Below are 24,543 nucleotides of genomic sequence, written 5' to 3'. Positions count from 1 at the left end.
TTCAGCCCAGCCTCGGTACCCAGTAGATGAGCAGGTAGATCGGGATCCAGGTGAGGACCACGAAATCCCAGTAGAAGACATTGTCGCCGACGTCGCCGAAGCGCCGTCCGCTGTAGCCATGGTGCGTGAACATCAGCACCGTCAGAACGATTGTGTCGCCGACGTCGGTGATCAGATGCGTCGTGTGAAGGCCGAGCAGCACCCACAGCATCGAGCCGTAGGCGTTCGTGTCCCAGTAGATGTTCAGCGCGGGAAATTCGAACCAGCGCACGACGAGCGGCGCGATGCCGAGCAGCGACATCACCACCATGCCGATCCGCACCGGTCCGATAGCGCATTGCTTGGCGTAGCCGTTCAGTATGTGGTTGGGAACCAGGCTGGCGATGAGAAGCAGCGTCACGATCGTTCCCGGCCAATGGTTGGGCTGCGGAGCGCTTAGCCGCCAGTTGGGCCACAAGGTCGCGAGATAGAGATAGGCGCCGGCGGCCAGCGCAAAGCCCGTGCCCTCCAACGCCATGAAGCCAAGCGTGCCCCACCAGGTCGGGCTGCGCGGGCCGTGTCCAAAGCTCGGGAGGCCGGAAAGATCCATCGCGGGACGCTGGTTCATTCCTCGTCCTCCGGATCGCCCTTGGGCCAGAACCATCCGATCAAGGTGATGGCGATCGGCGCGGCGCCCCAGACGATCGCCCAGGGCGTGAAGATCGAGTAGAGGAAGGTGCCGCCGACGGCGATCGCCGCCAGCAGCGGCCAGATCGACGGCGTCGCAGATTTCTCGCGGATGTCGGGACGGGCTTCCGCCACCGTCGAGACGACCAACTCGCGCACGTCGACGCGAAGCCCGGTCGCGACGGGGAGCGCCTCGCGTTCCGCCCAGAGCGGCTCGACATTCGTCACGATCGGAATGCGCGCGAAATTGTAGCTGGGCGGCGGCGAGGACGTCGCCCATTCGAGCGTGCCGGCGTCCCAGGGATTGTTGCCGGCAGGCGCACCCCTCAATGCGCTGTGGACGAGGTTGAAGGCAAACAGCACGAAGCTCAGGAAGAAGAGCACCGCGCCGGCGCTGATGAAGAAATTGATGTTCCCCCAGCCGAGCTCGGCCGGATAGGTGTAGACCCTGCGCGGCATGCCCCACAGGCCGACGATGTGCATGGGGAAGAAGGCCGCGTTGAAGCCGACCATCGCCAGCCAAAAGTGCCAACGCCCGAGGCGCTCGCTCATCATGCGGCCGGTGACTTTGGGAAACCAGAAATAGGCAGCTCCGAGCAGCGGAAAGACCGAGCCGCCGATCAGCACGTAATGGAAGTGAGCGACGACGAAATAAGTGTCGTGCACCTGCAGATCGAGCGGCACGGAGGCAAGCATGACGCCAGTCAGTCCGCCGATGACGAAGGTGAAGAAGAAGCCGAAGACGAACAGCAGCGGCGTGCGGATCACGGGTCTGCTGTCCCAGAGAGTCGCCAGCCAGCAGAAGATCTGAACGCCGTTGGGGATTGCGATCATCATGCTCGAGGCGGTGAAGAAGCTGGCCCCCAGTTTCGGCAGCCCGGTCGCGAACATGTGGTGGACCCAGAGGCCGAACGATAGGAAACCGACCGCGATGAGCGACAGAACCAGCCCGAGATGACCGAAGGCCGGGCGCCGTGCGAAGGCGGGGATGATGGCGGACACCATTCCTGTCGCCGGCAGGAAGATGATGTAGACTTCGGGATGTCCGAAGAACCAGAAAAGATGCTGGAACAGCAGCGCGTCGCCGCCTTCCGCCGGGTTGAAGATATGCGTGCCGACGAGCCGGTCGAGGATCAGGAAGGTCGAAGTGACCATTACCGCCGGCATGGCGAAGACGACGACGAAGGACGTGACCAGCAATGCCCAGACGTAGAGCGGGATCTTGTCGAGCGACATGCCGGGTGCCCGCTGCTTGAACACAGTGACGATTGTCGCGACGGCGACCGCCAGGGATGATACTTCTGTATAGGTGATCATCTGCGCCCAGACGTCGGCGCGCTTGCCTGGAGCGTATTCCGGCCCGGACAGCGGCACATAGGCGAACCAGCCGACATCCGGCGCCATCGAGAGGGCGAAGGACACCCAGGCGAAGAGGCCTCCTGAGACATAGACCCAATAGCTGAAGGCATTGAGGCGCGGAAAGGCGATGTTGCGGGTGCCGACCATTAACGGCACCAGATAGATTCCTGTCGCCTGGACGATGGGCACAGCGAACAGGAACATCATGGTGACGCCATGCATCGTAAACAGCTGGTTGTAGAGATCCGGCCCGATCAGGCCGCGCCGCGGACCCGAGAGTTGGATGCGCATGACAACGGCGTTGAGGCCGCCCAAACACAGAAACAGAAAGGCGGTGATCAGGTATCGGCGGGCGATGACCTTATGGTCGACGCTCGACAGCGCGCCGATGATACCGGGAGGCGTGCGCCACGTCCGCGCCAGCCACCGATGCAGGCTGGCATCGTCCAAGCCGGTGTCGCGCGGTCCGTCGCGCTCGGGTGCAAGATCGCCTTTGGCGGACGCCTCGCGTTCGGGCGGCAGATCGCGTTCGCTGGTCAGATCCGCGCTGCTCATTTCAGCCCCTCGAGATAGGCGACGATGGCGTTGAGCTCGTCGCCGCTCAGATCGGCTACCGGCATGTGAGAACCCGGCTTGATGCCTTGCGGGTCCGCTATCCAGGCGGCGAGATTGCCGCGGCTCATCGTCAATGTTCCGGCCGCAAGCGTTTGCCGGCTGGCTATATGCGTCAGGTCGGGAGCGACCGTTCCGCCTGCGGGGGTGCCGCCGACTTTGTGACACATGACGCAAGGGCGTTTCAGGAACAGGTCCTCGCCTGCCTTGGCCTCATCGCTCATTGGAGCGGCGGCCGGTTGCAGCTGATCGTTCCACCAGGTGTCGAACTTTTCGCGCGGTTCGGCGATGATGAAGGTGCCCATGTTGGCGTGCTGCGCGCCGCAGAACTCGGCGCATTGGCCCCGATAGACGCCGGGCTTGTCCGCCTTGATATCGAGCACGTTCATGCGGCCGGGAATGAGGTCGAGCTTGCCGGAAAGGCTCGGGATCCAGAAGGAATGGATAACGTCGGTCGAGGTGATAAGAAGCCGCACCGGCTCGCCGGCTGGAATGTGGATCTCGTTCGCCGTCGTCAAGATGCGGCTCGGCGTAGCATCCTCGTAGCGCACCTCCCACCACCATTGATGACCTGTGACGCGAATGGTCAACGCGGCATCCGAGCCGATCGCCGCAAGCGTCCTGTTGGCAAAGAAGCTGAGCAGCGTGAGGCCGACCAGGATCACGGCGGTCAGCCCGACCGAGGTCAACACCACGCGCAGCTTGCGATTGTCGGCATCGGCGTCGATTACAAGCGGCTCGGCGCGCTCTCGTGGCCGCATCATCAATGGCAAGGCAAGAGCGATCATCACCAGCACCCACACCGCCGCGCACAGGCCGGTGAAGAGCCAGATCAGCCATGCGAGCTCACTTGCCGCGGGACCTTTCGGGTCGAGCGCCGATTGCCAGCCTGCGCATCCCTGAAGAAACAGGGCGATTGCCGTGGCGAATGCAATCGGGGCGAAGCGTTTCACGGCGACTTCCCCAGCGTGGCGGCATTCGGCATACGGTTTTCCGATGGATGCGCCATCATGTCGTCATTGCGCGACGGCGCGGCGGAGGAAGGCGCTTTGCCGCTCAACGAGCGAACGAATGCCGCAAGCTCCCAGATCTGGTCGTCCGGGATCTTGTCGCGGAAGGTGGGCATGCCGTTCGGACGGCCGTCGCGGATCGTGGCATGGATGCTTTCCATCGAGCTGCCATAGATCCACTTTTCGTCCATCAGCGCCGGGCCCATGCCGCCGCCGCCATTGGCATGGCATCCTGAACAGTTGAACCAGCCGAACAGGCGCTTGCCTTCGCTCAGATGAAAGGCATTGGCCTCGAAGCTCGCCGCTTTGTTGTCTGTGGGGGAGGGCCGCTGCCCGCCGGGTTCCAGAGTTGTCACCGGCGTCGGCTGCTCGCCCGAGCCGAGGGCCGATTGGGGGTGCGTGTCCCGTTCCTCGCGCTGGCAGGCAACGAGCATCAGCACCACAGGAAAGAGCATAGCGGCAGCGCACCTCATCGCACCGTGCTCCCCAAGGCATCGAGGCGCGGCACGCCATACTGCGCCAGCAATGCATCGATCTCCGCCTTGTGCCTGGCCAAGGCATTGTTCACGTCGCCGCGCAAGGCGTCGTCCTCGCGCCGCACGCCCATCGAAATATCGTAGATCATGGGTAATTGCGGTCCGTCGATGCGAGGCGCAACCGGCGTGATGCGCAGCGGGACCTTCTGCTTCTGGGCAAAATAGCCGGCAAGCGGGCCCCATACCACGGCTAGGTCGATCTCGCCGCTCGCCACCGCCTCCACGATGCGGGCCGGCGGATTGGGGGCGGAGTAGTCGCCATAGACCGGATAGCCCACCAAGTGACCGATGATGCCGCGGCGGCCGAGCGCCTGGACCGGAGGCGAGTTGGCTCCGTCGTCGCCGATGAGTTGAACGCCGATGCGCATGTAGCGCAGCCGCGGGTCGTTGAAGGAGGCCACGTCGGGACCGTCCTGGCGGGTCACGAAGACATAGGACGATCGGTAGTAGGGAGTGGTGGTGCGCAGCATTTCGAGATTGGCCGGCGTGCCGGGCACGAGATCGCAGAGACCCGCCTTCAGCGTGTTGCGCACGAAGCCGCGGCGCTGCGCCCACCAGGTGTAGGTCAGCTTCGCGCCGAGATCGGCGGCGATGATTTCGGCGATCCTGTTCTCGAATCCCTGTCCGGCTGCATTGGAAAAGGGCAGGTTGTTAGGGTCGGCGCAGACCCTGAGTTCACGAGCGCCGGCCGTCGCCGGCAAGAGCAGCAAGGCGAGCGCGGTGATGCCGAGCGCTATCGGCGGGAAAGCCTTCCGCGCCCCACTGTGGATCACACCGAACACATCAGGGCAGCCGGAACACATAGAGCGTGCCTCCCGCCGTGGTCGCGTTCTTCAGGTCCTTCATCGCATTGACGAAACCGAGCGCGGCGGTGGCATCACGCGGGTCGAGATCGCCCGAAACGATGGCGCCTGCCCATCCGCCGACGCCGGACAAGATGGCGACGTATTGGTGGCCGTCCGGGCCGCGATAGGTGATGGGCTGGCCGATAATGCCGGACGAGGTCTTGAACTGCCAGAGCAGGTCGCCGGTCTTGGCGCTCACCGCCTTGAACCAGCCTTCCATCGTTCCATAAAAGACCACATCGCCGGCGGTGACAACCGCGCCGCTCCACACCGGGAAATTCTCCTTGAGGCTCCAGGCGGGTTTTTCGGCCGCGATATCCCACGCCGTGAAGGCGCCGCGATTGCCGCCCGGCCCCGGGATCATGCGGACGTTCATCCCGACGTAGGGCGTGCCGGCGATGTAGTTCACCTCGACGCCTTCTTCGTCCATGCACAGATTGTTGTGCGGGATGTAGAGCAGACCGGTCTTCGGAGAGAAGGCGGAAGGCTGCCAGTCCTTGAGGCCCGACGCGGTCGGGCAGATGTCGCGGACGACCTTGCCGGTGCCCGTCAGCTTGTCCGGGTTTTCGATCAGGCGGCCGGTCTTGAGATCCACGCCCTTGCTGGAGTTGACGGGGCCATAAGGCTTTGCGGACAGGACCTCGCCGGTGGTGCGATCAAGGACGTAGAGATAGCCGTTGCGTTCCGGCCGGACCAGCACCTTGCGCGGCTTGCCCTGCCAGTTCATGTCGAGCAGGATCTGCTCATTGATGCCGTCATAGTCGTGCAGGTCGTGCGGGGTCCACTGGTAGAACCATTTCGCCGCTCCGGTATCGGGGTCGCGGGCGAAAATGCCCGATGTCCATTTGTTGTCGCCGGGCCGCAGATCGGGATTCCAGGGGCCGGGATTGCCGGTGCCGTGGAAGATAAGGTTGAGATCCGGATCGTAGGAAATCCAGCCCCACATATTGCCGCCGCCGATCTTCCAGGCCTCCGGCGGCCATGTCGTGACGCCGAGATCTTTGCCTTTGTCCATGTCGTAATGCGGCTTGAAGTCCGGGCCGATCAGCACCTCCTTGTCGGGGCCGGTGTTGTAAGCCGTCCAGACGACATGACCGTCGCCAGCGTCGAGCGCCTTGACCCAGCCGCGAACGCCCATCTCGCCGCCGGAATTGCCGACCAGCACTTTGCCTTTCACCACAAGCGGCGCCATGGTGATGGTTTCGCCGATATTGATGTTGCCGACATGCGCGTTCCAGACCGGCTGGCCGGTGTTCGCATCGAGCGCGATGGTGTGGCCGTCGAGCGTGTTGAAGAATATGCGTCCATTCGCGAAGGCAGCACCGCGGTTGACGACATCGCAGCAGGCAACCCCTTGCGCGGCGGGCTCAGGATTGGGTTCGTATTTCCATTTCATCGGCGCGCCGGGCTTGGAGAGATCGAGCGCGTAGACGATGTTGGGAAACGGGCTCACGATGTACATCGTGCTGCCGACTACCAAGGGCGCCGCTTCCTGGCCCTTGTTCACCCCGGTGGAAAAGGTGAAGGCGACCTGCAGATTCTTGACGTTGCGTTCATTGATCTCGGCGAGCTCGCTATAGCGGGTCGAGGCGTAGTTCTTGGCGGGCATCGTCCATTGCCCGTCATCGGGCGGCGCGGCCGCGGCAGGCGGTGAGATCGCGGGTGCCGGCGGCGATTCCGAAGCGGCTGTCAGCAAGGGGGCGCAGACCAACAGCATCGCTGCAATGGCGCCCGGAGAATGTTTTCGGGGCGCCGACGAGCGCTTGGTCATCGGGGCTTCCCCGCAGGATCGTACCGGTTGCGCTGCTTGCTTCATTTCGGAGTCGAACCTCCGACGCCGGAACCGATTTCCGCCGCTATATCGGCCTCGTGCCCGGCACAAAGCGGGTGGCCCCAGCCCGAGGCGCTTTTCCCGCCGGGATCAAGATCGTAGATGATGGCATCCTTGCGGTTGGGGTTGACGCCCGCCGGAACCTTATCGAACCCCAGGGCGGCCCGAACGCGCCAGGCGACGTTGTGGTCAGCGCAGGAGGAATCGCCGCTGATCCCGAGGCCACCGACGATCGCCTTGCCGTCGTAGAGAGCCAGGCCCCCGCCGAACACGACGACGCCGCCGATCGGCTCGCCGATCAGCGGATCGTTGGCGCTGCCGAACGTCTTGGGGTCGCCTGTGTAAGCCGCTGCCTGGTTGACAGGATTGGTGGTCTGCAGACCGAACAGCGGTCCGCCTGGTTGCACCCCGGCATAGAGATTGGCTGTCGACAGCGCCATGTTCACTAGGCTGAGGCCATTGGCCGTGTTGGCCTTCTCGGCCGCGATCAGCCGGCTGCCCGGCCATTGCGCATCGGCCGTGGGTCCACTGAAGGCAACGGCGCAGACGGTGCCGTCGCGGGCAACGATTGCCGCCCATTCATTGGTCTCGAAGCCGCCATTCGCGGGGCCGCCGCTCGCCTTGACGTTGGCCTTCAAGGCCGAAAGCAGCTTGTCGTGATCGGCCGGGCAGGGCGCTTGCGCGTGAGCGGCGTTTTGCTGCGTCGAGCCAAACGCCAAGACCAGAAGGCCCAAAGCTAGCAACGAAAACCGACGATGAGCCATGATCCGGAACAATTTGTTGAATGTTACCGAACTGACAGCCGGCTGCTTTGTTCCTCCTTCACGAAGAGGTTTGTAGCCGACCAAGACCGCTGGCAAGTAAGGACGCCGGGCAGCGGAACCAGTTTGGATCACTGGCCGCACCAAATGTCCGCGACAGGTCGGACCATAGCGTTGGCAAGCTCGACTGTTTGCGGCTGCGGCAGGCTTGCAATGCTACCTCGACCTGATTGAGAGGCGATTTCCCCGAACCGCTCGCCCCCGATCGGGATGAAGAGCGGCTACATTTCGCTGTTGCCGATTGTCCCAGCCCCGCCATCACTACGATTGATGATCGGAACAAGAGCCGGTATTTGCAATCGGAGGGCAGGCTTGCCCGAGCTGTCCTGGCCGAAAAACACGATACCGGCGGCCCGGAATGCCTGGCGCACGGCAAGCAGCTTTTCTGGCGAGGGGAGACGGCCACCGCGCTCAAATTCGCGAATATCCACCTCGCTCAAATCGCACTTGGCCCCGAGGCTGACCCGAGACCAGTTCAACAGGGCCCGAGCCGCCGTCACCTGCTCTGGCGTTAAAGGAGCCACCAAACATCTCCACTGCTTTTTGATCCTGCCACGAATTGAAAACTCAAGAACATGTTCCATTGCTGGCAAAAATCGGGAACGTCATGCTGCGCTCGGACCGTTGCCCCCCTGGAACAACGATGTTGGCGCATCGTTTGATGGCAATGAAACAGCTTCGCTTAGATTTCGCGGCAATAGCGCAGCCGGGCTATTGGATCGCCCTCGGACTTCTCGTCATCCCTTATGGAGTGGGCGTATTTTTCCTTATTAGGATTTGCCACTGTATGTAATTGCACGTGTCGTGCGGTCCAGGGGACGCGTTGGTAGCTTTAATGGCTAAATCGCCGTTCAAAAGGTAGGGCCGAGCGATACGGAGCCATCCTGGAGAGCTTCTGATCTTTGCCCGCGATAAATCAAGAACTTCGACGCACCCACGTCTATGTTGCGATCAACAAGCGGAAAGCTGGGCATCAAGCATCGACTTCACGGAGGCGCGCGCCGGTGCTTGCCGTCAAAGCGATATGCGAGGCGCCAGAGGCGAGATCCCGTAGGCTGCACCCACAGTTGGAGTCCGCAACTGTCAGAGAGTTTCACAAGCTTAGTAGCGGGGCGAGCGTTTCGGCATTTCACATCAGAAAGGGCCATTCGTGAGACCTCCCTTTGGCTGTTTCGATACCAACAGGATGTCCAATACCAACGAAAATACCATCCCCACCCGCCGTTGGACCAAATGCACTCGAAACGGCCCAACCGCGCTCAAATTCGCGAACTGACCCGAAAAGGCCAACAATTTCAGGCGTTTGCAGAGGCTGCGGCGTAGAAGCTTCGGCGATAGGGACTGTCGGGAGAAGAGGGGATGGTGCCCAGAGGCGGATTCGAACCACTGACACGAGGATTTTCAGTGAGCGATAGGGCGGTGTTGCCCGGAATACCGACCTTAACAACGTCAGGTGAGACTATAGCGAGCCCAAGTGGTGAACCCGGCAGGAATCGAACCTTCGACCTACGATTAGCGAATAAGAAGGTGGCTCATTTCGGGTTCTTATCCGGTTCGCCAGACCATACGAGACGATACGAAGGATATGGGTTGGCTAACCATCCTGTAAGCCATTGATTTTGCTTGACGACCTCACACCCTCCGGGCCCACCATGACCTTTGATTTCATTGCGAAAAAAATGGCTTCGCCCACGGCTTGCCCGCGCTTTGCCCACGCCCTAGAAACTCGAGGCCGGACGCTTTCCTTCGTTAGTTCGAGATTCCGATCGGGCGGCCGAATAGTTTGGGGCAATCATTAGGGTAGTCCTTCGCCAGTCCCCACTTCGCCCGGTATTCGTCAGGCGTCATCCCGTGCCTGGTTGCCAGAGCGGCCCGGCAATCACTCGTCAGCCGGCCATCCAGCCGCCGTCAACCATCAGGTTTATCCCGGTGACGAAGCTGGCCATATCGCTGGCCAGGAACAGCGCCGCGCCCGCCACGTCGTTAGGATGCCCGAGCCGCGGCCACGGCGTGCGCCGGCGCGAATACTCGAGCGCACCAGGATCGTTGGCGACGCCCGGCTTGCCGGTGATGATCTTGCCCGGCGCGATGGCGTTGCAGACGATCAGGTCGTCGGCATGGTCGACTGCGATCTGGCGCGTCATCTGCACGATGCCGCCCTTGCTCACCGAATAGGGAAAATCGCCGGGGCAGGCGACCATGCCGTGCTGCGAGGAGATGTTGATGATCCGGCCGCGCACCTCATTGAGCGGCGCCTGTGTGAGCATCTGCGTGACGGCGCGCTTGTTGCAGTAGAAGAACCCGGTCAGGTTGACACCGATGACGCGGTTCCACTGTTCCGGCGTGGTCTCGATCAGGTTGGTGCTGGTGTAGATCGCGGCATTGTTGACCATCACGTCGAGGCGACCGAACCGCGCAACCGTTGCGCCCACCAGCGCATCGACGGCACTCCAGTCGGATATGTCGGTCTTGACGTAGATTGCAGCGCCGCCGGCCGAGCGGATCATGTCGGTGGTGCTCTCGCCGTCCTCGATCGGCTGCTCCACCATGTCGGCAACGACGACGTTCGCGCCCTCCGCCGCGAATTTCAGCGCGATGGCACGGCCGATGCCGGAGCTCGCTCCGGTGACGATGACGGTTTTACCTGCGAGCCAGGCCATGGTGTTCAGCTCTCCCGGGTGACGATCTTTCCCTGCGCCGGGCCGACCAGCCTGCCTGCGCGCACGATCTCGCGGCCGCGCAGGAAGACGTTGGTCAGGCGCGCTTTCACGGCCCAACCGTCGAAGGGCGTATAGCCGGCCCGAGACACCTGGTCGGCATTGGCGATCGTGCTGGGTTGGTGCGGATCGAGGATCAGCAGATCGGCGTCGTAGCCGGCGGCGATGCGGCCTTTGCGTCGGCCGAGGCCGAAGCGCTCGGCCGGATTGCGAGAGCACATGCGCACCAGATCGGGGAGGGCGATGAGCCCGTCATCGACCAGCTTCAGCATGGTGGGAAGCAGCGTCTGCAATCCCGGCATGCCGCCCGGAATGTCAGCGAAAGCCGCATAAGGCGCCGCCTTCTCGGCCGGTGCGTGCGGAGCATGGTCGGTGGCGACGATGTCGATCAGTCCCGCGCCGAGCGCAGCGTGCAGCGCATCGACGTCATGCGGCGACCGCAAGGGCGGCGAAGCCTTCAGATTAGCGCCCAGAGCTTCGTAATCTTGCGCTGTGAAGAACAGGTTCTGCGGCGTCGTCTCGACGCTGGCGTCGGCCATGCCGCGCAGCCGGCTCCAGGTCTCGACACCCAGTTCGGAATTGATCTGCCGGACGTGGATTTTTGCCTCCGCCGAGGCCGCGACGACAAGGGCGCGGGCGATGCCGTTGGCTTCGGCCAGCGGCGGCCGGCTGTCCAGAAAGGCGGCGATGGCGCCCGAGCGGTCGCGCATAGCGCTGCCGTTCAGGATCGATTGATCGCCGGGTGAAATGCCGATCAGCGTATCGGCACCGGCAAAAGCTTTGAGCGCTTCGGCGACCGCGTCGAGCGAGGCAAAGAGGAAGGCGTCCGGCACGTCGGCGGTGAACAGCTCGAACGACACCGGCGCAAGGCTAAGCAGGCCCGGGATGAGCGACAGGTCGCGGCTGATCACGGCCTGCAGGCCGACGTCGACATGGATGCGGCCTTCGGCGATCGCCATTTTGTCGGCGAGTTGCGTTGGCGTGGCCGTCCACGGTTCATCGGTCGGCATGTCGAGCACTGTCGTCACGCCGCCGAGTGCGGCCGCATGCGTGCCGGAGGAGAAATCTTCCTTTTGAGTCAGGCCAGGGTCGCGCAGATGTGCATGCGCATCGACCAGACCTGGCAGCAAGAAACAGTCTGAGGCATCGACGACCATCCTGGCTTCGGCGGCTTCGCCGGGCGCGACGATTGCGGCGACCTTGCCCGCGGCGATTCCGATATCGCTGTGGCTGATGCCTTCGGCATTCACCACCATTCCACCGCGGATCAGCGTTTCGAACATCGCTCAGCCGCGCTGTTCGATGCGGGTATGGTTCGCATGCCAGAAGCGGGCGATGTCCTCGCGGCGCATGAAGGCGGCGCCGTCGCTTTGTTGGACATGCTCGATCACCTCGCGTAGACCCGATGCGCGGTTGGGCTGGCCCGTCCAGCGGGCGTGGATGCCGATGGTCAGCATGCGGCCGCCGGTCTCGTCGGCTTCGGAGAGCATATAGTCGATGGCCGAGCGGCAGTCCTCGGCGAAGTCGCGGGGATTGCTATAGCCCGGAGCCACCAGATAGCGGCTGTCGTTGAGCGTCTTGGAGTAGGGGACGACCAGTATCTCCGTGCCCCGGTGGTCGAGGAAATAAGGCAGGTCGTCATTGCAGGGATCGGAGTGGTAAAGGAAGCCGCCTTCCTTCACCAGAAGGTCGCGCGTGTTGACGCTGGGCAGCGAGCGGCAGTTCCAGCCGAGCGGCCGCTTGCCGAGCAGCTTCTCGTAAAGCGCGATGGCTTCGTGCAGGTGACGCTCTTCCTCGCCGCGCTCCATCATCGTGTAGTCGATCCAGCGCAGGCCATGGCCCATCAGGTCGTGGCGGCGGCTCTTCATCCACTCGACCAAAGGCGGGTTGCGCTCCAGCGCCACGGCGCAGGCGGAAAAGGTGACCGGAATGTCGTAGCGATCGAAGAGGCGCACCAGGCGCCAGACGCCGGCGCGGCTGCCATATTCAAAATGCGTCTCGGTGCCGAGATCGCGCACCGGCGGGCTGCTGGTCAGATTGTATTCGCCCCAATTGTCGTTGCGGCCATCATCCAGCCAGTTGTATTCCGAACCTTCCTCGTAGTTAAGCACGAGGTTGACAGCGAGCTTCACGCCGCCCGGCCAGGTGACGAAGGGCGGATGCGGGCCATAGCCGACAAAGTCGCGCGGCTGGGCATGCTGGAGATCGATCGGCATCGGTACTCTCCTCAGCTTTCGTTGGCGGCAATCCAGTCCATATAGGCGTGGAAGGCTTCCTTGCCGGGACGCGGCCGCCATGTGGTGTCGCGCAGGATGCGGGCGATGTCATAGGCGCCCCACATACCGCCTTTCAGCGCCACGTCCTGGACGATGTTGGCGTCTTCTCCTGATGCCACCTCGGCCTTCAGCCCCGGCACGCGTTCCTTTGCCCAACCGATGATCTCGCCGATGGTCTGGCTCGAGCCGGAGCCGATATTGTAGTGACGGTAATTGAGGTGCGGCGCGTCGATCAGCGCGAGGATCGCTGCGGCAACGTCGGTCGAGGCGACATAGTCGCCGACAGGCTCCAGGCTGTTCGGCCTGATCGTCTCGCCGGCCAGAGCCATATGCGCGACGCGGTTGGGGACATGGCGAAAGTTGCGGCTCTCGGTGGCGCGGTCCATCGGCCCGTAGACGGAAGCAAGCCGCACCGAGACCGCCGACAGGTTAAACAGGTCGGCATAGCGGTTGGTGACCATCTCGGAAGCGAATTTCGAGATGCCGTAGAGCGTCAGCGGCGCGACATAGCCGTCTTCCGGCAGCGGCTCGCTACTCCAGTCGGGCCCGTTGTGGCGGTAGACCGAACCGGAACTGACATAGACGAAGCGCTTGAGGCCGGGCCTCGCGCGCGCCCACTCCAGCATGCGCACGGTGCCCATCAGATTGACGTCGACGATGCGTGCCGGATCCTCGGCCTCCGGCTGGCGCTTGGCCTCCGAAGCGCTGCCGCGTGAGATCGGCGTGATCGTCGCGCCGTGGACGATTACCGTGATGCCTTGCTGGTCGAGCGTCGCGGACCAGGCTTGCGGGTCGAGGATATCGGCGGCGATTATCGTCAGCCGGTCGCGCACCGGCGCGAAATGCTTCTCAGCGGCTGCGTCGAGGCCGGAGCGGTCGAGGATCACGGCGCGGGCCAGAGGGTCGCGATCCAGCCAAGCGCGGGCAACCACGCTCATGACGAAGCCGGTGCCGCCAGTGACGAGCAGGGTCATGGGAACTCCTTTGAAAATACGGGCTCAGCGCGTCGCATAGCCGCCGTCCACGAGCATGTCGGATCCGGTGACGAAGGATGCGTCCGAGGAAAGCAGGAAAGCCGCCGCCGCGGCGATCTCGTCAGGATCGGCGATGCGGCCGAGCAGATGGGCGGGACCAAGGCCGGCATTGGCGGCCTCGAAATCGGCGAACCAGCGCAGCAGGCGGGTCGTGGCCACCGCGCCGGGCGACAGGCTGTTGACGCGAACCTTGTCGGGCGCGTGGTCCACGGCCATCGCCTTGGCAAGGTGGATCAGCCCGGCCTTGGCAGCGCAATAGGCGACGGCCTTGGTCGTGGCGACGCGCCCGAATTGCGAGCCGATGAAGACGATCGAGCCGCCGCCGCTTGCGGCGATCAGCGGCACGGCGAACTTGCTCATCAGAAAGGCGCCGGTCAGGCCGATATCGATCTCGTGCCGCCACGCACCCTCATCGAGATCGACGACGGTGGCGTGTGTGGAGGGGGCCGCGGCATTGTGCACCAGCCCGTCGAGCCGGCCGAATTTTTGCCGGGCGAACGCGACGGCCGCTTCGGCGGACTCGATGTTCGTCACATCGCACTGGCAAGCGGCGGCGGCAGGGCCAAGCGCTTCGGCAAGCTTCGTCGCAGCCTCAAGATCGTAATCCGCGCAGACGACGCTTGCGCCTTCGGCAGTGCAGCGTCGTGCAATCGCCGCACCGATGCCGCTGGCAGCACCGGCGATGAGAATGACGCTGCCCTTCATGCGGTTCATTGCATCCGTCATCAGACCTGCTCCTCGACTGCCTGCATCGCCGGCGCGATGACCGGCCGGCGTAAAAGATTGTAGCAGGCAGCTATCGTCACCAGCACGGCGCCGCCGCCGAGCAAGAGGAACATGGCCGGCGCGCCCATGCGGTCCATCAGGCCGGCGGAAATGCCGGGCGTCGCGACATTGCCGATCGAATAGAGCAGGAGCAGCGTGCCGGAAGCGCCGACCATGTGCCGGCTGTGCAATTGCGAGGCGCCGAAGGCCATCGCCACGGGATAAACGGTGAGCGCCGTGCAGCCATAGAGGAAGAACAGCACGAAGAGCAGCGGCACCGAAAAATTGCCGAGCCAGGCGATCGCAGCGCAGAGCGTGACGGACAGGACGCCCTGGACAAGCAATATGATTCGCCGCTCAAACCTGTCCGACAGCCAGCCGACTGGTGTCTGCGCCAGCATGCCGGCGATGCTGATGGTCGTAACCAGCCCGACCGTCGTTGCCGCCGACAGCCCGATCTGCGTGCCGTAGATCGGCGTCAGCACGAAGATGTTCATGTTGGTGATGCCGCCCTGGAAGATCGCCACGACCGTCACCGGCGCCAGACGAAAGAGCGCCAGCGGGCCGAGGCGCTTGACCGGTCTCGCGGCGGCGGCATGTTCTGCCTCGCCAGGCGTTGCCGGCAGCGCCGGCCAGCGCCCGCCGACGAATTTGGAGATCAGCGCCAGCAGCACCGTCGCGGCGGCGACCGGGAACAGATGCGGGGATTGCGGGCCGACCATGCCGACAAGAACTTGTCCCAACAGCACGGCGATCGCCGTCGTCAACATGTAGATGGAAAACAGCGCGCCGCGGTTATGCTGCTCGGCATAGAGGTTGATCCAGCTTTCGCAGACGACGAACAGCGACGCCATCGCCAGGCCGCCAAGCAGGCGAAAGCAGATCCAGCTCGGCAGGAAATCGGTGAAGACGAAGCCGCAAGCCGCCAGCAGCGCCAACACCAGGATCACCACGAAAGTGCGCTCATGGCCGTATTGGGCGACCGCCGGGCGCGTGACCAGGCATCCGACGAGGAAGCCCACGGGATATGCGGTCAGCACGATCTGCACGACCTGGGGAGAAATACCCGGCTTGCCGAGATGCAGCGATACCGCCGTTGTCAGCATGGCGCTGCCGATGCAGGCCAGGCAGACGCCGACCATGATCGGCAGCATGGCACGGGAGCGCTCCGCATTGTGCCAAAGCCTCATCGCGGATTGAGCGATCGACCTCATGAATGCGGCTGCGGCGGCTCCCTGGCGGCACCGTTGACCGACGGCAGCCCGATGAGAAGCTACACTTTGTGGCGATCGCCACAAACGAAGATTGACGCGGCTATGGCTTCAATTTTTTTGGCCATGCCGGCAAAGGAAAGCGGCGTCGCGGCGTGGCGCGGGCTTTACAGTCGTTTTGCACCCTCCTTACCATAGGCAAAAACCAGATCTGGAAACCAGCAGAAGGGGAACAGCATGACGATCGAACGCCTCGAAAACGGCCAGCGCTTCTGCCGGGTGCTCCGCTATAATGGCATCGTCTATGTGGCCGGGCTGACCGCTGACGATCTTTCCGGCGACACCACCAGCCAGACCAAGCAGATCCTGGCCAAGATCGACGCGCTTCTCGCCAAGGCCGGCAGCGACAAGTCGAAGCTGCTCAGCGCACAGATTTGGCTCCGTGACATCGCCGACTTCGAGATGATGAATGCCGCCTGGGACGCCTGGATCGACAGGAGCGCCATGCCGGTGCGCGCGACGGTGGAAGCGCGGCTTGCCGGCGACCAATATCGCGTCGAGATCATGGTGACGGCGGCTGTCGCCTGAGCCGGCCGGCACGGCCGATTTGAACAGAAGAGCTGGCCAATGCATGAGCTGGTGATCAAGGGCGGGCGCGTTGCGCTCGACGACGGCTGGGCCGAATACGATATCGGCATCGACGGCGGCCGGATCGCCGCCATCGGCAAAGGCCTGACCGGGGGAAAATCGATCGACGCCGGCGGCCGTTGGGTGATGCCCGGCGGCATCGATGCGCATTGCCATCTCGACCAGCCGGTCTGGGGCGGGGCGGGCAATGCCGACGATTTCCAGTCTGGCACGGTCTCAGCAGCGTTTGGCGGCACAACCTGCATCGTCCCGTTTGGCATGCCTGGACAGGACATGACGACGGTCGGTGCCATCGACCGCGCGCTGGAGCGTGCGGCGGGGCGCTCCGTGATCGACTACGGGCTGCATGCCGTGGTGACCATGGGCACCGGCGCCGATGTCGAGGCCCAACTCGACGCGCTTGCCGGGCGCGGTATCGCCTCGGTCAAGCTGTTCATGACCTATCGGGGTTTTGCCGTCGACGACAACCTGTTCTTCCGAGTGCTCGATACGGCGAGACGACTAGGCTGGATCGTCATGGTCCATGCCGAAAATGACGCCGCGATCCGGCGCACGCGACAGCGGCTGATCGATCTCGGCCGCACCGATATCCGCTATCATGTCGTCGCCCACAGCGAGACGATGGAGCGCGAGGCGACGCATCGCGCTTTAGCCTTCGCCGAGATGACCGGCGCGCGCATGACTATCGTGCATGTATCGTCCTGGCAGTCGGCGGAGGAAGTGGCGCGAGCGAAGGCGCGCGGGGTGGCCGCCATCGCCGAGACCTGTCCGCAATATCTGTTTCTCGGGGCGGCTGACCTCGACCGCGACGCAGTCGACGCGGCCCGCTTCGTCTTTTCGCCGCCGCCGCGGTCGCCGCGCAGCCATGAGCATCTGTGGCAGGAGCTGATTAACGGCGGCATCGACCTCTGGTCGTCGGACCATTCGCCATATTATTTCGCCGACAAGATCGGCCGCTCCGAAACACCCGGTTTCACGACGACGCTGAGCGGCATTCCCGGCATCGAGACGCGCCTGCCGCTGCTGTTTTCGGAAGGGCTGCTCACAGGCCGCCTGACGCTCGAGCGCTATCTCGACCTCACCTCGCGCAACGCCGCCTCGATCTACGGCTTCGCCGATCGCAAGGGCAGGATCGCCGTCGGGCTCGACGCGGACCTCGCGCTGTGGGATCCGGCTGCGCGCTGGACGCTCGGGCACAAGGCGCTGCATTCGCACGTCGATTTCACGCCCTATGAGGGCAAGGTCGTCACCGGCCGGCCGACCACCGTCCTGGTGCGCGGCGTGCCGGTGGTCGCCGACGGCAAGCTGCAGGCCGAACCGGGGTTCGGGCGCTTCGTGGCGCGCGCCGCCGCCGATCCGGCGCTTTTGGGAAAACCAGTCGAGGATTGGACACCATGGCTCGATGCCTGACCATCGCCGTTTGCCAGACCGGACCGATCCAGCGCAGCGCCACGCGCGCCGAGACAGTCGGGCGGCTGGTGCATCTGCTCGAAAAGGCAGCGGCTTCCGGCGCCGAGATCGCGGTGTTTCCGGAAATGGCGCTGACCACTTTCTTCCCGCGCTGGCGCATCGACGACCAGGCCGAGATCGATGCCTTCTTCGAAGTCTCGATGCCGGGACCCGAGACGCAGCGGCTCTACGATGCCGCCGCGCGGCTGAAGGTCGGGTTCGCGCTGGGTTATTGCGAACTGGCGCATGAAGAGGGTCGCAGGCGCCATTTCAACACGATGGATCTGGTCGGGCCGGAGGGCGCCTCCATCGGCCGCTATCGCAAGATGCATGTGCCGGGTTCGAGCGAGCCGGAAGCAGGCACGACCACCCATCTCGAACGGCGCTACTTCGAACCCGGCAACCTCGGCTTTCCGGTCTTCGACTATCGCGGCGTGCGCGTAGGTCTCGCCATCTGTAATGACCGCCGCTGGCCCGAGACCTATCGCATGCTATGCCTCAACAGCGCCGAGGTGGCGCTGCTCGGCTACAACACGCCGCTGCTGCTCGACGAGGCGCCGGCGCTGGCGCATCTGAGAATGTTCCACAATCATCTGCCGATGCAGGCCGGCGCCTACCAGAACACGCTTTGGATAGGCGCCGCCGCCAAGGCGGGCCTGGAAGACGGGCAAGCGCTGATCGGCGGATCCTGCATCATCGCGCCGACCGGCGAGATCGCCGCGCAGGCGATGTCGCTCGACGACGAGGTCATTGTCCACCGCGCCGATCTCGATCTGATCGAGACCTGCCGGAAGGTGAATTTCAACTTCGAGCTCTATCGCCGCCCCGACCAGTACAAGCGCATCTCGGAGCCTGTCTGAGACCGCGATGGGCCTGATCGAAACCGGATACAGTCAGGACACCGCGGCGCTCCCAACCGACCCGCTGTCGCTTGGCGACATCGTGGAGAACGGACTTTGCATCGGTTGCGGCCTTTGCGTCTCGATTGCCGGTGCTGGAGAAATCGAGATGGTGATGACGCCGGAAGGCCGAGAGCGGCCAGTGGCGAGGCAGGCGTTGGATAAGGCGACTTTGGCGAAGATCAACGCCGTCTGCCCAGGAACGAGGATCGCCGGTCCGCCTCCGGCGCAACGGCGCGAGGCCAGGCTAGCGGATACCGTCTGGGGGCCTGTTGAACGGCTTGTGCTCGGCTCCGCTGGAAATCCCACAGTGCGGTTTGTCGGCTCCGGCGGCGGGACGCTGACGGCGCTCGGGCAGTTCCTGCTCGACTCGGGACGGGTCAAGTTCGTGCTGCACGTCGCGGCCTCGCGTTCCATGCCGATGCGCACGGAACGAAGGCTAAGCTTCGACAGCGCTTCGGTGCTCGAAGGCGCCGGCTCGCGCTATGGGCCGGCGGCGACGCTGGTGGATTTCAACGACATCCTCGACCGCGGCGAGCCGTTCGCCCTGATCGCCAAGCCCTGCGACATCACCGCGGTGCGAAACCTGGCGCGGCTCGATCTGCGTGTCGAGGAATATATGCGCTATGCGCTCGCCTTCGTCTGCGGCGGGGCCTCTGACCTGACCAAGTCGGAACAGGTGCTGGAGCGTTTTGGCCTTCGTGAGGACGAGCTCGCTCTCTTCCGCTACCGGGGATATGGAAATCCTGGCCTGAACCGCGTCGAAACCAGAGACGGCCGCGCCTTCGAGATCAGCTATCGGCAGCTGTGGGAAGACGAGGACAAATGGATGATCCAGCCGCGCTGCAAGATCTGCCCCGACGCGATCGGGCAGGTGGCGGATATCGCGGTATCGGATTCCTGGCTGAACGGCGGACCGGCCGTCGAGGACGAGCCACTCAACGGCATCATCGTGCGCACGAAGCGCGGGCTGGAGCTGTTCGACGCGGCCGTTGAGACTGGCGTACTGCAGATCAAGCGGGAGAGCGGCATCGCCGAGATCAGCGAATTGCAGTCGCATCAAGTGCGCAAGCGGCGCGCCGTGTGGGCGCGGCTGACAGGCATGGCAATCGCAGGCAAGCCGGTGCCTTTTGTCAGCGATCTCGCATTGCGGGATTGCGCCTTTCAGAATTCGCCGGTCGAGAATCTGGCCGAGAGTCGCGGTGCCCGCGATCGCGCCCGGCGCGGCCGCCTGGGCGAGCCGCCAGCCGTGCCGCGCAAAATGGTCGTGGAGGACGAGCGCCGATGAGCGAGCAGACCGAAGTCATAATCATCGGCGGGGGCATGGCCGGCGCCGGCGCTGCCTTCGAGATTTCGCGCGACAAAAAGGTCGTGCTGCTCGAGCGCGAGAGCCATTGCGGCTATCACACCACGGGACGCTCGGCGGCGAGCTTCACCGAGAATTACGGCAACGGCGTCATCCGCCGCATCGTGCTCGCCAGCCGGGCGTTTCTCACCGAGCCGCCGACGGGTTTTTGTGATTATCCGCTGCTCAGCAAGCGCGGCATGATCACCGTGGCGCGCACTGACCAACTCGACCTTTTGCGTGAAGATCTGGCGGCCGCGCAGGCGCTCGTTCCCTCGATCGTCGCGATGACGCCGGCGGAGGCGATTGCGCGCGTGCCGGTGCTGCGCCGGGACTACCTCGCCGGCGCCTATATCGAACCGCATTCGATGGACATCGACGTCAACGGCCTGCACCAGGGTTTTTTGCGCGGCGCGCGAGCGCATGGCGCGCGCATCGTCACCAGGGCGGGTGTACGGACCATCGGCCGACAGGGTGGTCTATGGCGGGTCGAGACGGAGGCGGGAACATTCCTTGCGCCGCTGATCGTCAATGCGGCTGGCGCCTGGGGCGACGAGGTCGCTGCGATGGCTGGCGTGCGCCCGGTCGGCCTGCAGCCAAAGCGCCGCACCGCCTTCAACATTCCCGCACCTGCGGGTGTCGACATTAGCGACTGGCCGCTGGTCAACGATGTCGGCGCGGAATTCTATTTCAAGCCGGATGCTGGGCAATTGTTCGTGTCGCCGGCCGACGCCACGCCGTCGACGCCGATGGACGCATTTGCCGAAGACATCGATGTCGCGATCGGCGCCGAGCGTCTCGAACGGGCAACGACAATCGAGGTGCAGCGCGTGTCGCGCTCCTGGGCGGGCTTGCGGACATTTGTCGCCGACGGGTCGCCAGTGGTCGGGCCGGATGACGAATTTCCGGATTTCGTCTGGCTGGTCGGGCAGGGCGGCTACGGCATTAAGACCTCGCCGGCGCTGTCGCGCGTCTGCGCCAGCCTGATCGCCGGCGGCGGGCTGCCCGACGATGTCGCAAGGCAAGGCGTGTCGCTTGCGGAACTCACACCGCACAGGCTGCGCGGCGGTGACGGCGAAGCCCAGCAGGTCGCTTCATGAGCTCACTGACGGCCGGTGGCAAACTGGCGGGACGCATCCTGGACGCGCTGGCCGAAGCTACGACGGACGCGCCGGGAATCACGCGCGTCGCTTACGGAACCGGCGAACGCTTCGCCCATGACTTTGTGCGCAAGGAGGCGGAAAAGCTCGGCGCTGTCGCGCGCGTCGATGCCGCCGGCAACCTCTATTTGACGCTGAAAGGCCGTGACCCGGACTTGCCGGCGATCGTCATCGGCTCGCATCTCGACAGCGTGGCGCATGGCGGCAATTTCGATGGCGCCGCCGGCGTGGTAGCGGGCCTGGCGGTGATGGCCGAACTGGTCGGGCAGGGCATCCGCTTGCCACGCGACCTCATCGTGTTGGCAACGCGGGCGGAGGAGGCCATCTGGTTTCCGCTGTCCTACCCCGGCAGCCAGGCAGCGCTTGGCCTGCTGGAGCCACGGGCGCTCGAAGCCAGGCGCTCCGACAGCGGCCGCACACTGGCCGAGCACATGCGCGAGGAAGGTTTCGACCCTGATGTCGTGCGGCGGGGCATGCCGGGCATCGATGCCGGCCGGATCGCGGCCTTTATCGAAGTGCATATCGAGCAAGGACCGCGCCTGATCGCAGCCGGTGCGCCGGTCGGCATCGTTACTGGGATTGCCGGCGGATTCCGCTATGTCGACGCCAAATGCCTTGGCGCCTACGCCCATTCCGGCGCCGAGCCGCGCTTCGCCCGGCATGACAGCGTGCTTGGCTTTGCCGATCTGGTCGCCGCGCTCGAAACCGAATGGGATGCGCTCGAACGCGAAGGGCGTGAGGCCACCATCACCTTCGGCCGCGTGCAGTCCGATCCGACGCAGCATGGCGGCAGCCGTGTTCTGGGTGAGCTCGGTTTCACACTCGATGTGCGAAGCGCCGAGGCGGCCGTTCTGGAGCGGATCGAGGCGCGGCTGCAGACTATTCTCACGGAGGTTGGCGGCAAGCGTCGGGTGAGCTTCGAGACCGGCCCGCGCTTCACCTGGGAGCCGGCGACCATGTCGCCGGCGTTGATCGCTAGGCTCGACCGCGCCGCGACCGCATTGCAGATGAGGGCGCCGCATGTGCCGAGCGGAGCAGGGCACGATGCGGCCACGTTCGCCGGCGCGGGCATTCCGACCGCCATGCTCTTCGTGCGCAACGAAAACGGCAGCCACAATCCGCATGAAGCGATGGAGATCGCCGATCTCGATCAGGCGATACGTCTGCTTCTGCGCTTCGTCACCGACTTCGACAATCTCCTGGATCAGCCATGAACCTCGCCAAGACTGCCTTGCTCGTCATCGACCTGCAGAATGAGTACCGACCCGGCGCGGCATGGCCGGTCGTCGGCTACGACGCGGTGCTGGCCAATGCCGCAGCGCTGATCGAGGCCGCCCGCAAGGCTGGCGTGCCGGTCATCCACGCTCAGGCTTGGGTCAAGCCGGAAGAGCGTGAAGGCTACGCGCGTCAGGAGGAGATCCTGACCGAAGAATTCCGCTCCGCCGTCGCGGGCAGCGAAGGCGCGGACATCTGCGCCGAGGTGGCGGCCGTGCCCGGCGACATCGTCATCCACAAACACTGGCCGAGCGCCTTTCGCCGCACCGATCTTTCGCAGCGCCTCGCCGCGCTCGGGGTTGAAAACCTTGTTGTCACCGGCGTGCTCACCGACAGCTGTGTGACGGAGAGCGTGTTCGATGCGGTTTATCAGGGTTTTCGCGTCTGGCTGGTGAAAGAGGCCTGCGGCAGCATGACGGAAGCCATGCACCGCACCGGCATGCTCGACATGGCGAACCGGCTCTATGGCGGCGGCATATTGCGTCTGCGGCAGGCGTTGAAGGCGCTTGCCGAACAGCCCTTCGAGGGCTGGCGCTGCACGCGGCCGGTGGAATTCGCCTATACGCTGGAGAGCGTAGACCGGATCTACGAGGCGCTGTGATCGGCGCCACAGCCGCATGCGCCTTTGAATATCGTCTTTGAAGCCGAAGGCTTGAGAACCGCGCCGGGCAGCGCTCCGGTGGCTCTGCCGCCACGCCAGACCGAGACGCCGTTGACGAAGACATGGTCGATGCCGGCGGCGGGCCGGCGCGGCTCCTCGAAGGTGGCGGTGTCGATGATCGTCTCGGGGTCGAAGATGACGAGATCGGCGAAATTGCCTTCGGCGAGAATACCGCGCTCCTGTATGCCGAATTCACGCGCAGGCAGGCCGGTCATGCGGAACACGGCTTCCTCCAGAGTGAGCAACCCTATATCCCGCGCGTAATGTCCGAGCACGCGCGGAAAAGTACCCCAGAGGCGCGGATGCGGGTGGATGTCGTGCGGCAGGCCGTCGGAGCCGATCATGGTGCGCGGATGGGCGATGATGTTGCGCACATCCTCCTCATCGAGCTGGAAATAGACGGCACCTGCCGGCAACAGCCGCTCACCGGCCTCGCGCTCGGTGCAGTTCCATTCGCGGGCAATGTCGGCGATCTCGCGCCTCGCCATCTCAGGATGCGGATCGGACCAGGTGATGAGGATCTTCAAGCCGGTGTCGCAGCGCTCCAGCCGAAGCACCGTCGAACTCGCGGCATAGGGATAGACATCCATGCCGATGTCCATCGTCTCGCGCGCCCGATCGATGCGCGCGAGAGAGGGCAGGCTCTTGCCGAAATTGGCGCGGCCGGTGCACTGGTGATGCGAGATGAACAGCTTGCCGCCAGCATGACCGGCAATGTCGATCGCTTCCTCGATCGCCTCGTCCATCGCCTCGAAATAGTTGCGCGTGTGGGTGACATACGGACCGCCCAGGCCTGCCGCTGTGGCGGCGAGAGCCTTGACCTCATCGGTCGATGAGTTGACGGCCGGCGGATAGTCGAGCCCGGTGCTGAGGCCGAACGCACCTTCCGCCATGGCCTCGGCTACTGCCTCCTGCATTGCCGCCGTTTCGGCCTTATCGGCTGGCCGATCGGTCACCGGCATGCAGCGCTGGCGCAAGGTGGTGTGGCCGACGAGCAGGGCCGCGTTGGTGGCGATGCCGCGCCGCTTCAGCTCCGCAACATAATCGGCGAAGCGGCCGAAGCGGAAGTTCTCGCGGCCGCCGACCAGCGTGAAGGGCGGCGGCGGTGTCTTGTCGAGCAGCAGAGGCGCCAGGCTGACACCGCAATTGCCGGCGATCACCGTCGTCACGCCCTGGCTGATCTTCGGGTCCATGCCGCGCGGCGAAAGCAGCGCGCCGTCATCATGGGTGTGCACGTCGATGAAGCCGGGCGCGACGACCTTGCCCAGAGCATCGATTTCCTCGATGCCGTGCTCATCGTCCAGCCGGCCGATCGCCGCGATTCTGTCGCCGGTAACGGCGATGTCGGCCTCGAACGGTGCCGAGCCGTCGCCGGCGATCAGCGTCGCGTGGCGGATAACGAGGTCGTAAGGCATTGTAGTGT

General features: G+C 64.3%; 22 protein-coding genes and 2 pseudogenes. 7 read left to right on the top strand and 17 right to left on the bottom strand.

The window, feature by feature from the left end; all coding sequences use genetic code 11:
- Window position 1: 1 nt before the first annotated feature.
- The 16 genes and pseudogenes from LB552_RS13195 to LB552_RS13120 all read right to left on the bottom strand — a co-directional run bounded on the left by LB552_RS13195 (window position 2) and on the right by LB552_RS13120 (window position 15,626).
- Window positions 2-607, bottom strand: a complete 606-nt coding sequence (locus LB552_RS13195; RefSeq protein ID WP_224606483.1) for a heme-copper oxidase subunit III — start codon at window positions 605-607, stop codon at window positions 2-4.
- Window positions 604-2,580, bottom strand: a complete 1,977-nt coding sequence (ctaD, locus tag LB552_RS13190; protein WP_224606480.1) for a cytochrome c oxidase subunit I — start codon at window positions 2,578-2,580, stop codon at window positions 604-606. Before ctaD ends, LB552_RS13195 begins: the two co-directional genes overlap by 4 nt.
- Window positions 2,577-3,590, bottom strand: coding sequence for a cytochrome c oxidase subunit II (coxB, locus tag LB552_RS13185; protein WP_224606477.1), 1,014 nt, complete (start codon window positions 3,588-3,590; stop codon window positions 2,577-2,579). The genes ctaD and coxB overlap by 4 nt, the downstream gene beginning before the upstream one ends.
- Window positions 3,587-4,120 carry a c-type cytochrome gene (locus tag LB552_RS13180; protein WP_411965970.1) on the bottom strand — a complete coding sequence of 178 codons (534 nt, stop codon included), beginning with the start codon at window positions 4,118-4,120 and terminating at the stop codon, window positions 3,587-3,589. Before LB552_RS13180 ends, coxB begins: the two co-directional genes overlap by 4 nt.
- The gene (locus LB552_RS13175; protein WP_224606475.1) at window positions 4,117-4,986 is read right to left on the bottom strand and encodes a substrate-binding domain-containing protein; all 870 of its coding nucleotides are present in this window, start codon (window positions 4,984-4,986) and stop codon (window positions 4,117-4,119) included. The genes LB552_RS13180 and LB552_RS13175 overlap by 4 nt, the downstream gene beginning before the upstream one ends.
- Window positions 4,967-6,799 carry a methanol/ethanol family PQQ-dependent dehydrogenase gene (locus tag LB552_RS13170; protein WP_224606472.1) on the bottom strand — a complete coding sequence of 611 codons (1,833 nt, stop codon included), beginning with the start codon at window positions 6,797-6,799 and terminating at the stop codon, window positions 4,967-4,969. The genes LB552_RS13175 and LB552_RS13170 overlap by 20 nt, the downstream gene beginning before the upstream one ends.
- Before the next feature lie 41 nt (window positions 6,800-6,840).
- Window positions 6,841-7,764, bottom strand: coding sequence for a heme-binding protein (locus tag LB552_RS13165; protein ID WP_318012033.1), 924 nt, complete (start codon window positions 7,762-7,764; stop codon window positions 6,841-6,843).
- Between the two features lie 137 nt (window positions 7,765-7,901).
- On the bottom strand, window positions 7,902-8,264 hold the full coding sequence (locus LB552_RS13160) for a multiprotein-bridging factor 1 family protein (protein WP_224606470.1): 363 nt from the start codon (window positions 8,262-8,264) through the stop codon (window positions 7,902-7,904).
- A gap of 417 nt (window positions 8,265-8,681) precedes the next feature.
- Window positions 8,682-8,828 (bottom strand): annotated as a pseudogene (locus LB552_RS13155) (Arm DNA-binding domain-containing protein); the annotation flags it as partial.
- A gap of 570 nt (window positions 8,829-9,398) precedes the next feature.
- A pseudogene (locus LB552_RS13150) lies at window positions 9,399-9,540 on the bottom strand (MucR family transcriptional regulator); the annotation flags it as partial.
- Window positions 9,541-9,566: 26 nt separating this feature from the next.
- Window positions 9,567-10,340 carry an SDR family NAD(P)-dependent oxidoreductase gene (locus LB552_RS13145; RefSeq protein WP_224606467.1) on the bottom strand — a complete coding sequence of 258 codons (774 nt, stop codon included), beginning with the start codon at window positions 10,338-10,340 and terminating at the stop codon, window positions 9,567-9,569.
- Window positions 10,341-10,345: 5 nt separating this feature from the next.
- Entirely contained in the window at window positions 10,346-11,680 is a 1,335-nt protein-coding gene (locus LB552_RS13140) for a dihydroorotase (protein ID WP_224606465.1), read from the bottom strand.
- Between the two features lie 3 nt (window positions 11,681-11,683).
- The gene (locus LB552_RS13135) at window positions 11,684-12,613 is read right to left on the bottom strand and encodes a polysaccharide deacetylase family protein (protein WP_224543016.1); all 930 of its coding nucleotides are present in this window, start codon (window positions 12,611-12,613) and stop codon (window positions 11,684-11,686) included.
- 11 nt (window positions 12,614-12,624) lie between these two features.
- Complete coding sequence (locus tag LB552_RS13130; RefSeq protein WP_224606462.1) at window positions 12,625-13,647, bottom strand: NAD-dependent epimerase/dehydratase family protein; 1,023 nt, start codon at window positions 13,645-13,647, stop codon at window positions 12,625-12,627.
- Window positions 13,648-13,671: 24 nt separating this feature from the next.
- Window positions 13,672-14,433 (bottom strand): SDR family NAD(P)-dependent oxidoreductase, encoded by a 762-nt coding sequence (locus tag LB552_RS13125; RefSeq protein WP_224606459.1) that lies wholly within the window; start codon window positions 14,431-14,433, stop codon window positions 13,672-13,674.
- Window positions 14,433-15,626, bottom strand: a complete 1,194-nt coding sequence (locus LB552_RS13120) for an MFS transporter (protein WP_224606456.1) — start codon at window positions 15,624-15,626, stop codon at window positions 14,433-14,435. The genes LB552_RS13125 and LB552_RS13120 overlap by 1 nt, the downstream gene beginning before the upstream one ends.
- Before the next feature lie 294 nt (window positions 15,627-15,920).
- Here LB552_RS13120 and LB552_RS13115 point away from each other — a divergent pair, with 294 nt between their 5' ends.
- From LB552_RS13115 to LB552_RS13085, 7 genes are read left to right on the top strand one after another with little or no spacing between them, the layout of a single operon-like run.
- On the top strand, window positions 15,921-16,271 hold the full coding sequence (locus tag LB552_RS13115) for a RidA family protein (RefSeq protein ID WP_201410454.1): 351 nt from the start codon (window positions 15,921-15,923) through the stop codon (window positions 16,269-16,271).
- 39 nt (window positions 16,272-16,310) lie between these two features.
- Window positions 16,311-17,741: a dihydropyrimidinase gene (gene hydA / locus LB552_RS13110; protein WP_224606453.1), complete on the top strand. Its 1,431-nt coding sequence runs from the start codon at window positions 16,311-16,313 to the stop codon at window positions 17,739-17,741.
- A complete protein-coding gene (locus LB552_RS13105; protein ID WP_224606450.1) occupies window positions 17,726-18,640 on the top strand; it encodes a nitrilase-related carbon-nitrogen hydrolase in 915 nt (304 codons plus the stop codon). Before hydA ends, LB552_RS13105 begins: the two co-directional genes overlap by 16 nt.
- A 7-nt stretch (window positions 18,641-18,647) precedes the next feature.
- On the top strand, window positions 18,648-19,967 hold the full coding sequence (locus tag LB552_RS13100) for a Coenzyme F420 hydrogenase/dehydrogenase, beta subunit C-terminal domain (protein WP_224606430.1): 1,320 nt from the start codon (window positions 18,648-18,650) through the stop codon (window positions 19,965-19,967).
- A complete protein-coding gene (locus LB552_RS13095; protein ID WP_224606427.1) occupies window positions 19,964-21,124 on the top strand; it encodes an NAD(P)/FAD-dependent oxidoreductase in 1,161 nt (386 codons plus the stop codon). Before LB552_RS13100 ends, LB552_RS13095 begins: the two co-directional genes overlap by 4 nt.
- On the top strand, window positions 21,121-22,398 hold the full coding sequence (locus LB552_RS13090; protein ID WP_224606424.1) for a Zn-dependent hydrolase: 1,278 nt from the start codon (window positions 21,121-21,123) through the stop codon (window positions 22,396-22,398). The genes LB552_RS13095 and LB552_RS13090 overlap by 4 nt, the downstream gene beginning before the upstream one ends.
- Complete coding sequence (locus tag LB552_RS13085; RefSeq protein WP_224523192.1) at window positions 22,395-23,060, top strand: cysteine hydrolase family protein; 666 nt, start codon at window positions 22,395-22,397, stop codon at window positions 23,058-23,060. The genes LB552_RS13090 and LB552_RS13085 overlap by 4 nt, the downstream gene beginning before the upstream one ends.
- Here the strand turns inward: LB552_RS13085 and LB552_RS13080 are convergent.
- Window positions 23,045-24,535, bottom strand: coding sequence for an N-acyl-D-amino-acid deacylase family protein (locus tag LB552_RS13080; protein ID WP_224606421.1), 1,491 nt, complete (start codon window positions 24,533-24,535; stop codon window positions 23,045-23,047). The two genes, LB552_RS13085 and LB552_RS13080, sit on opposite strands and share 16 nt — an antisense overlap.
- Window positions 24,536-24,543: the final 8 nt, after the last annotated feature.

The organism is Mesorhizobium sp. CA7 (assembly GCF_020165015.1).
Classification (GTDB): domain Bacteria; phylum Pseudomonadota; class Alphaproteobacteria; order Rhizobiales; family Rhizobiaceae; genus Mesorhizobium.
Note: the sequence above shows the minus strand (reverse complement) of the source record. Positions and strands in the feature narration are given on the sequence as shown.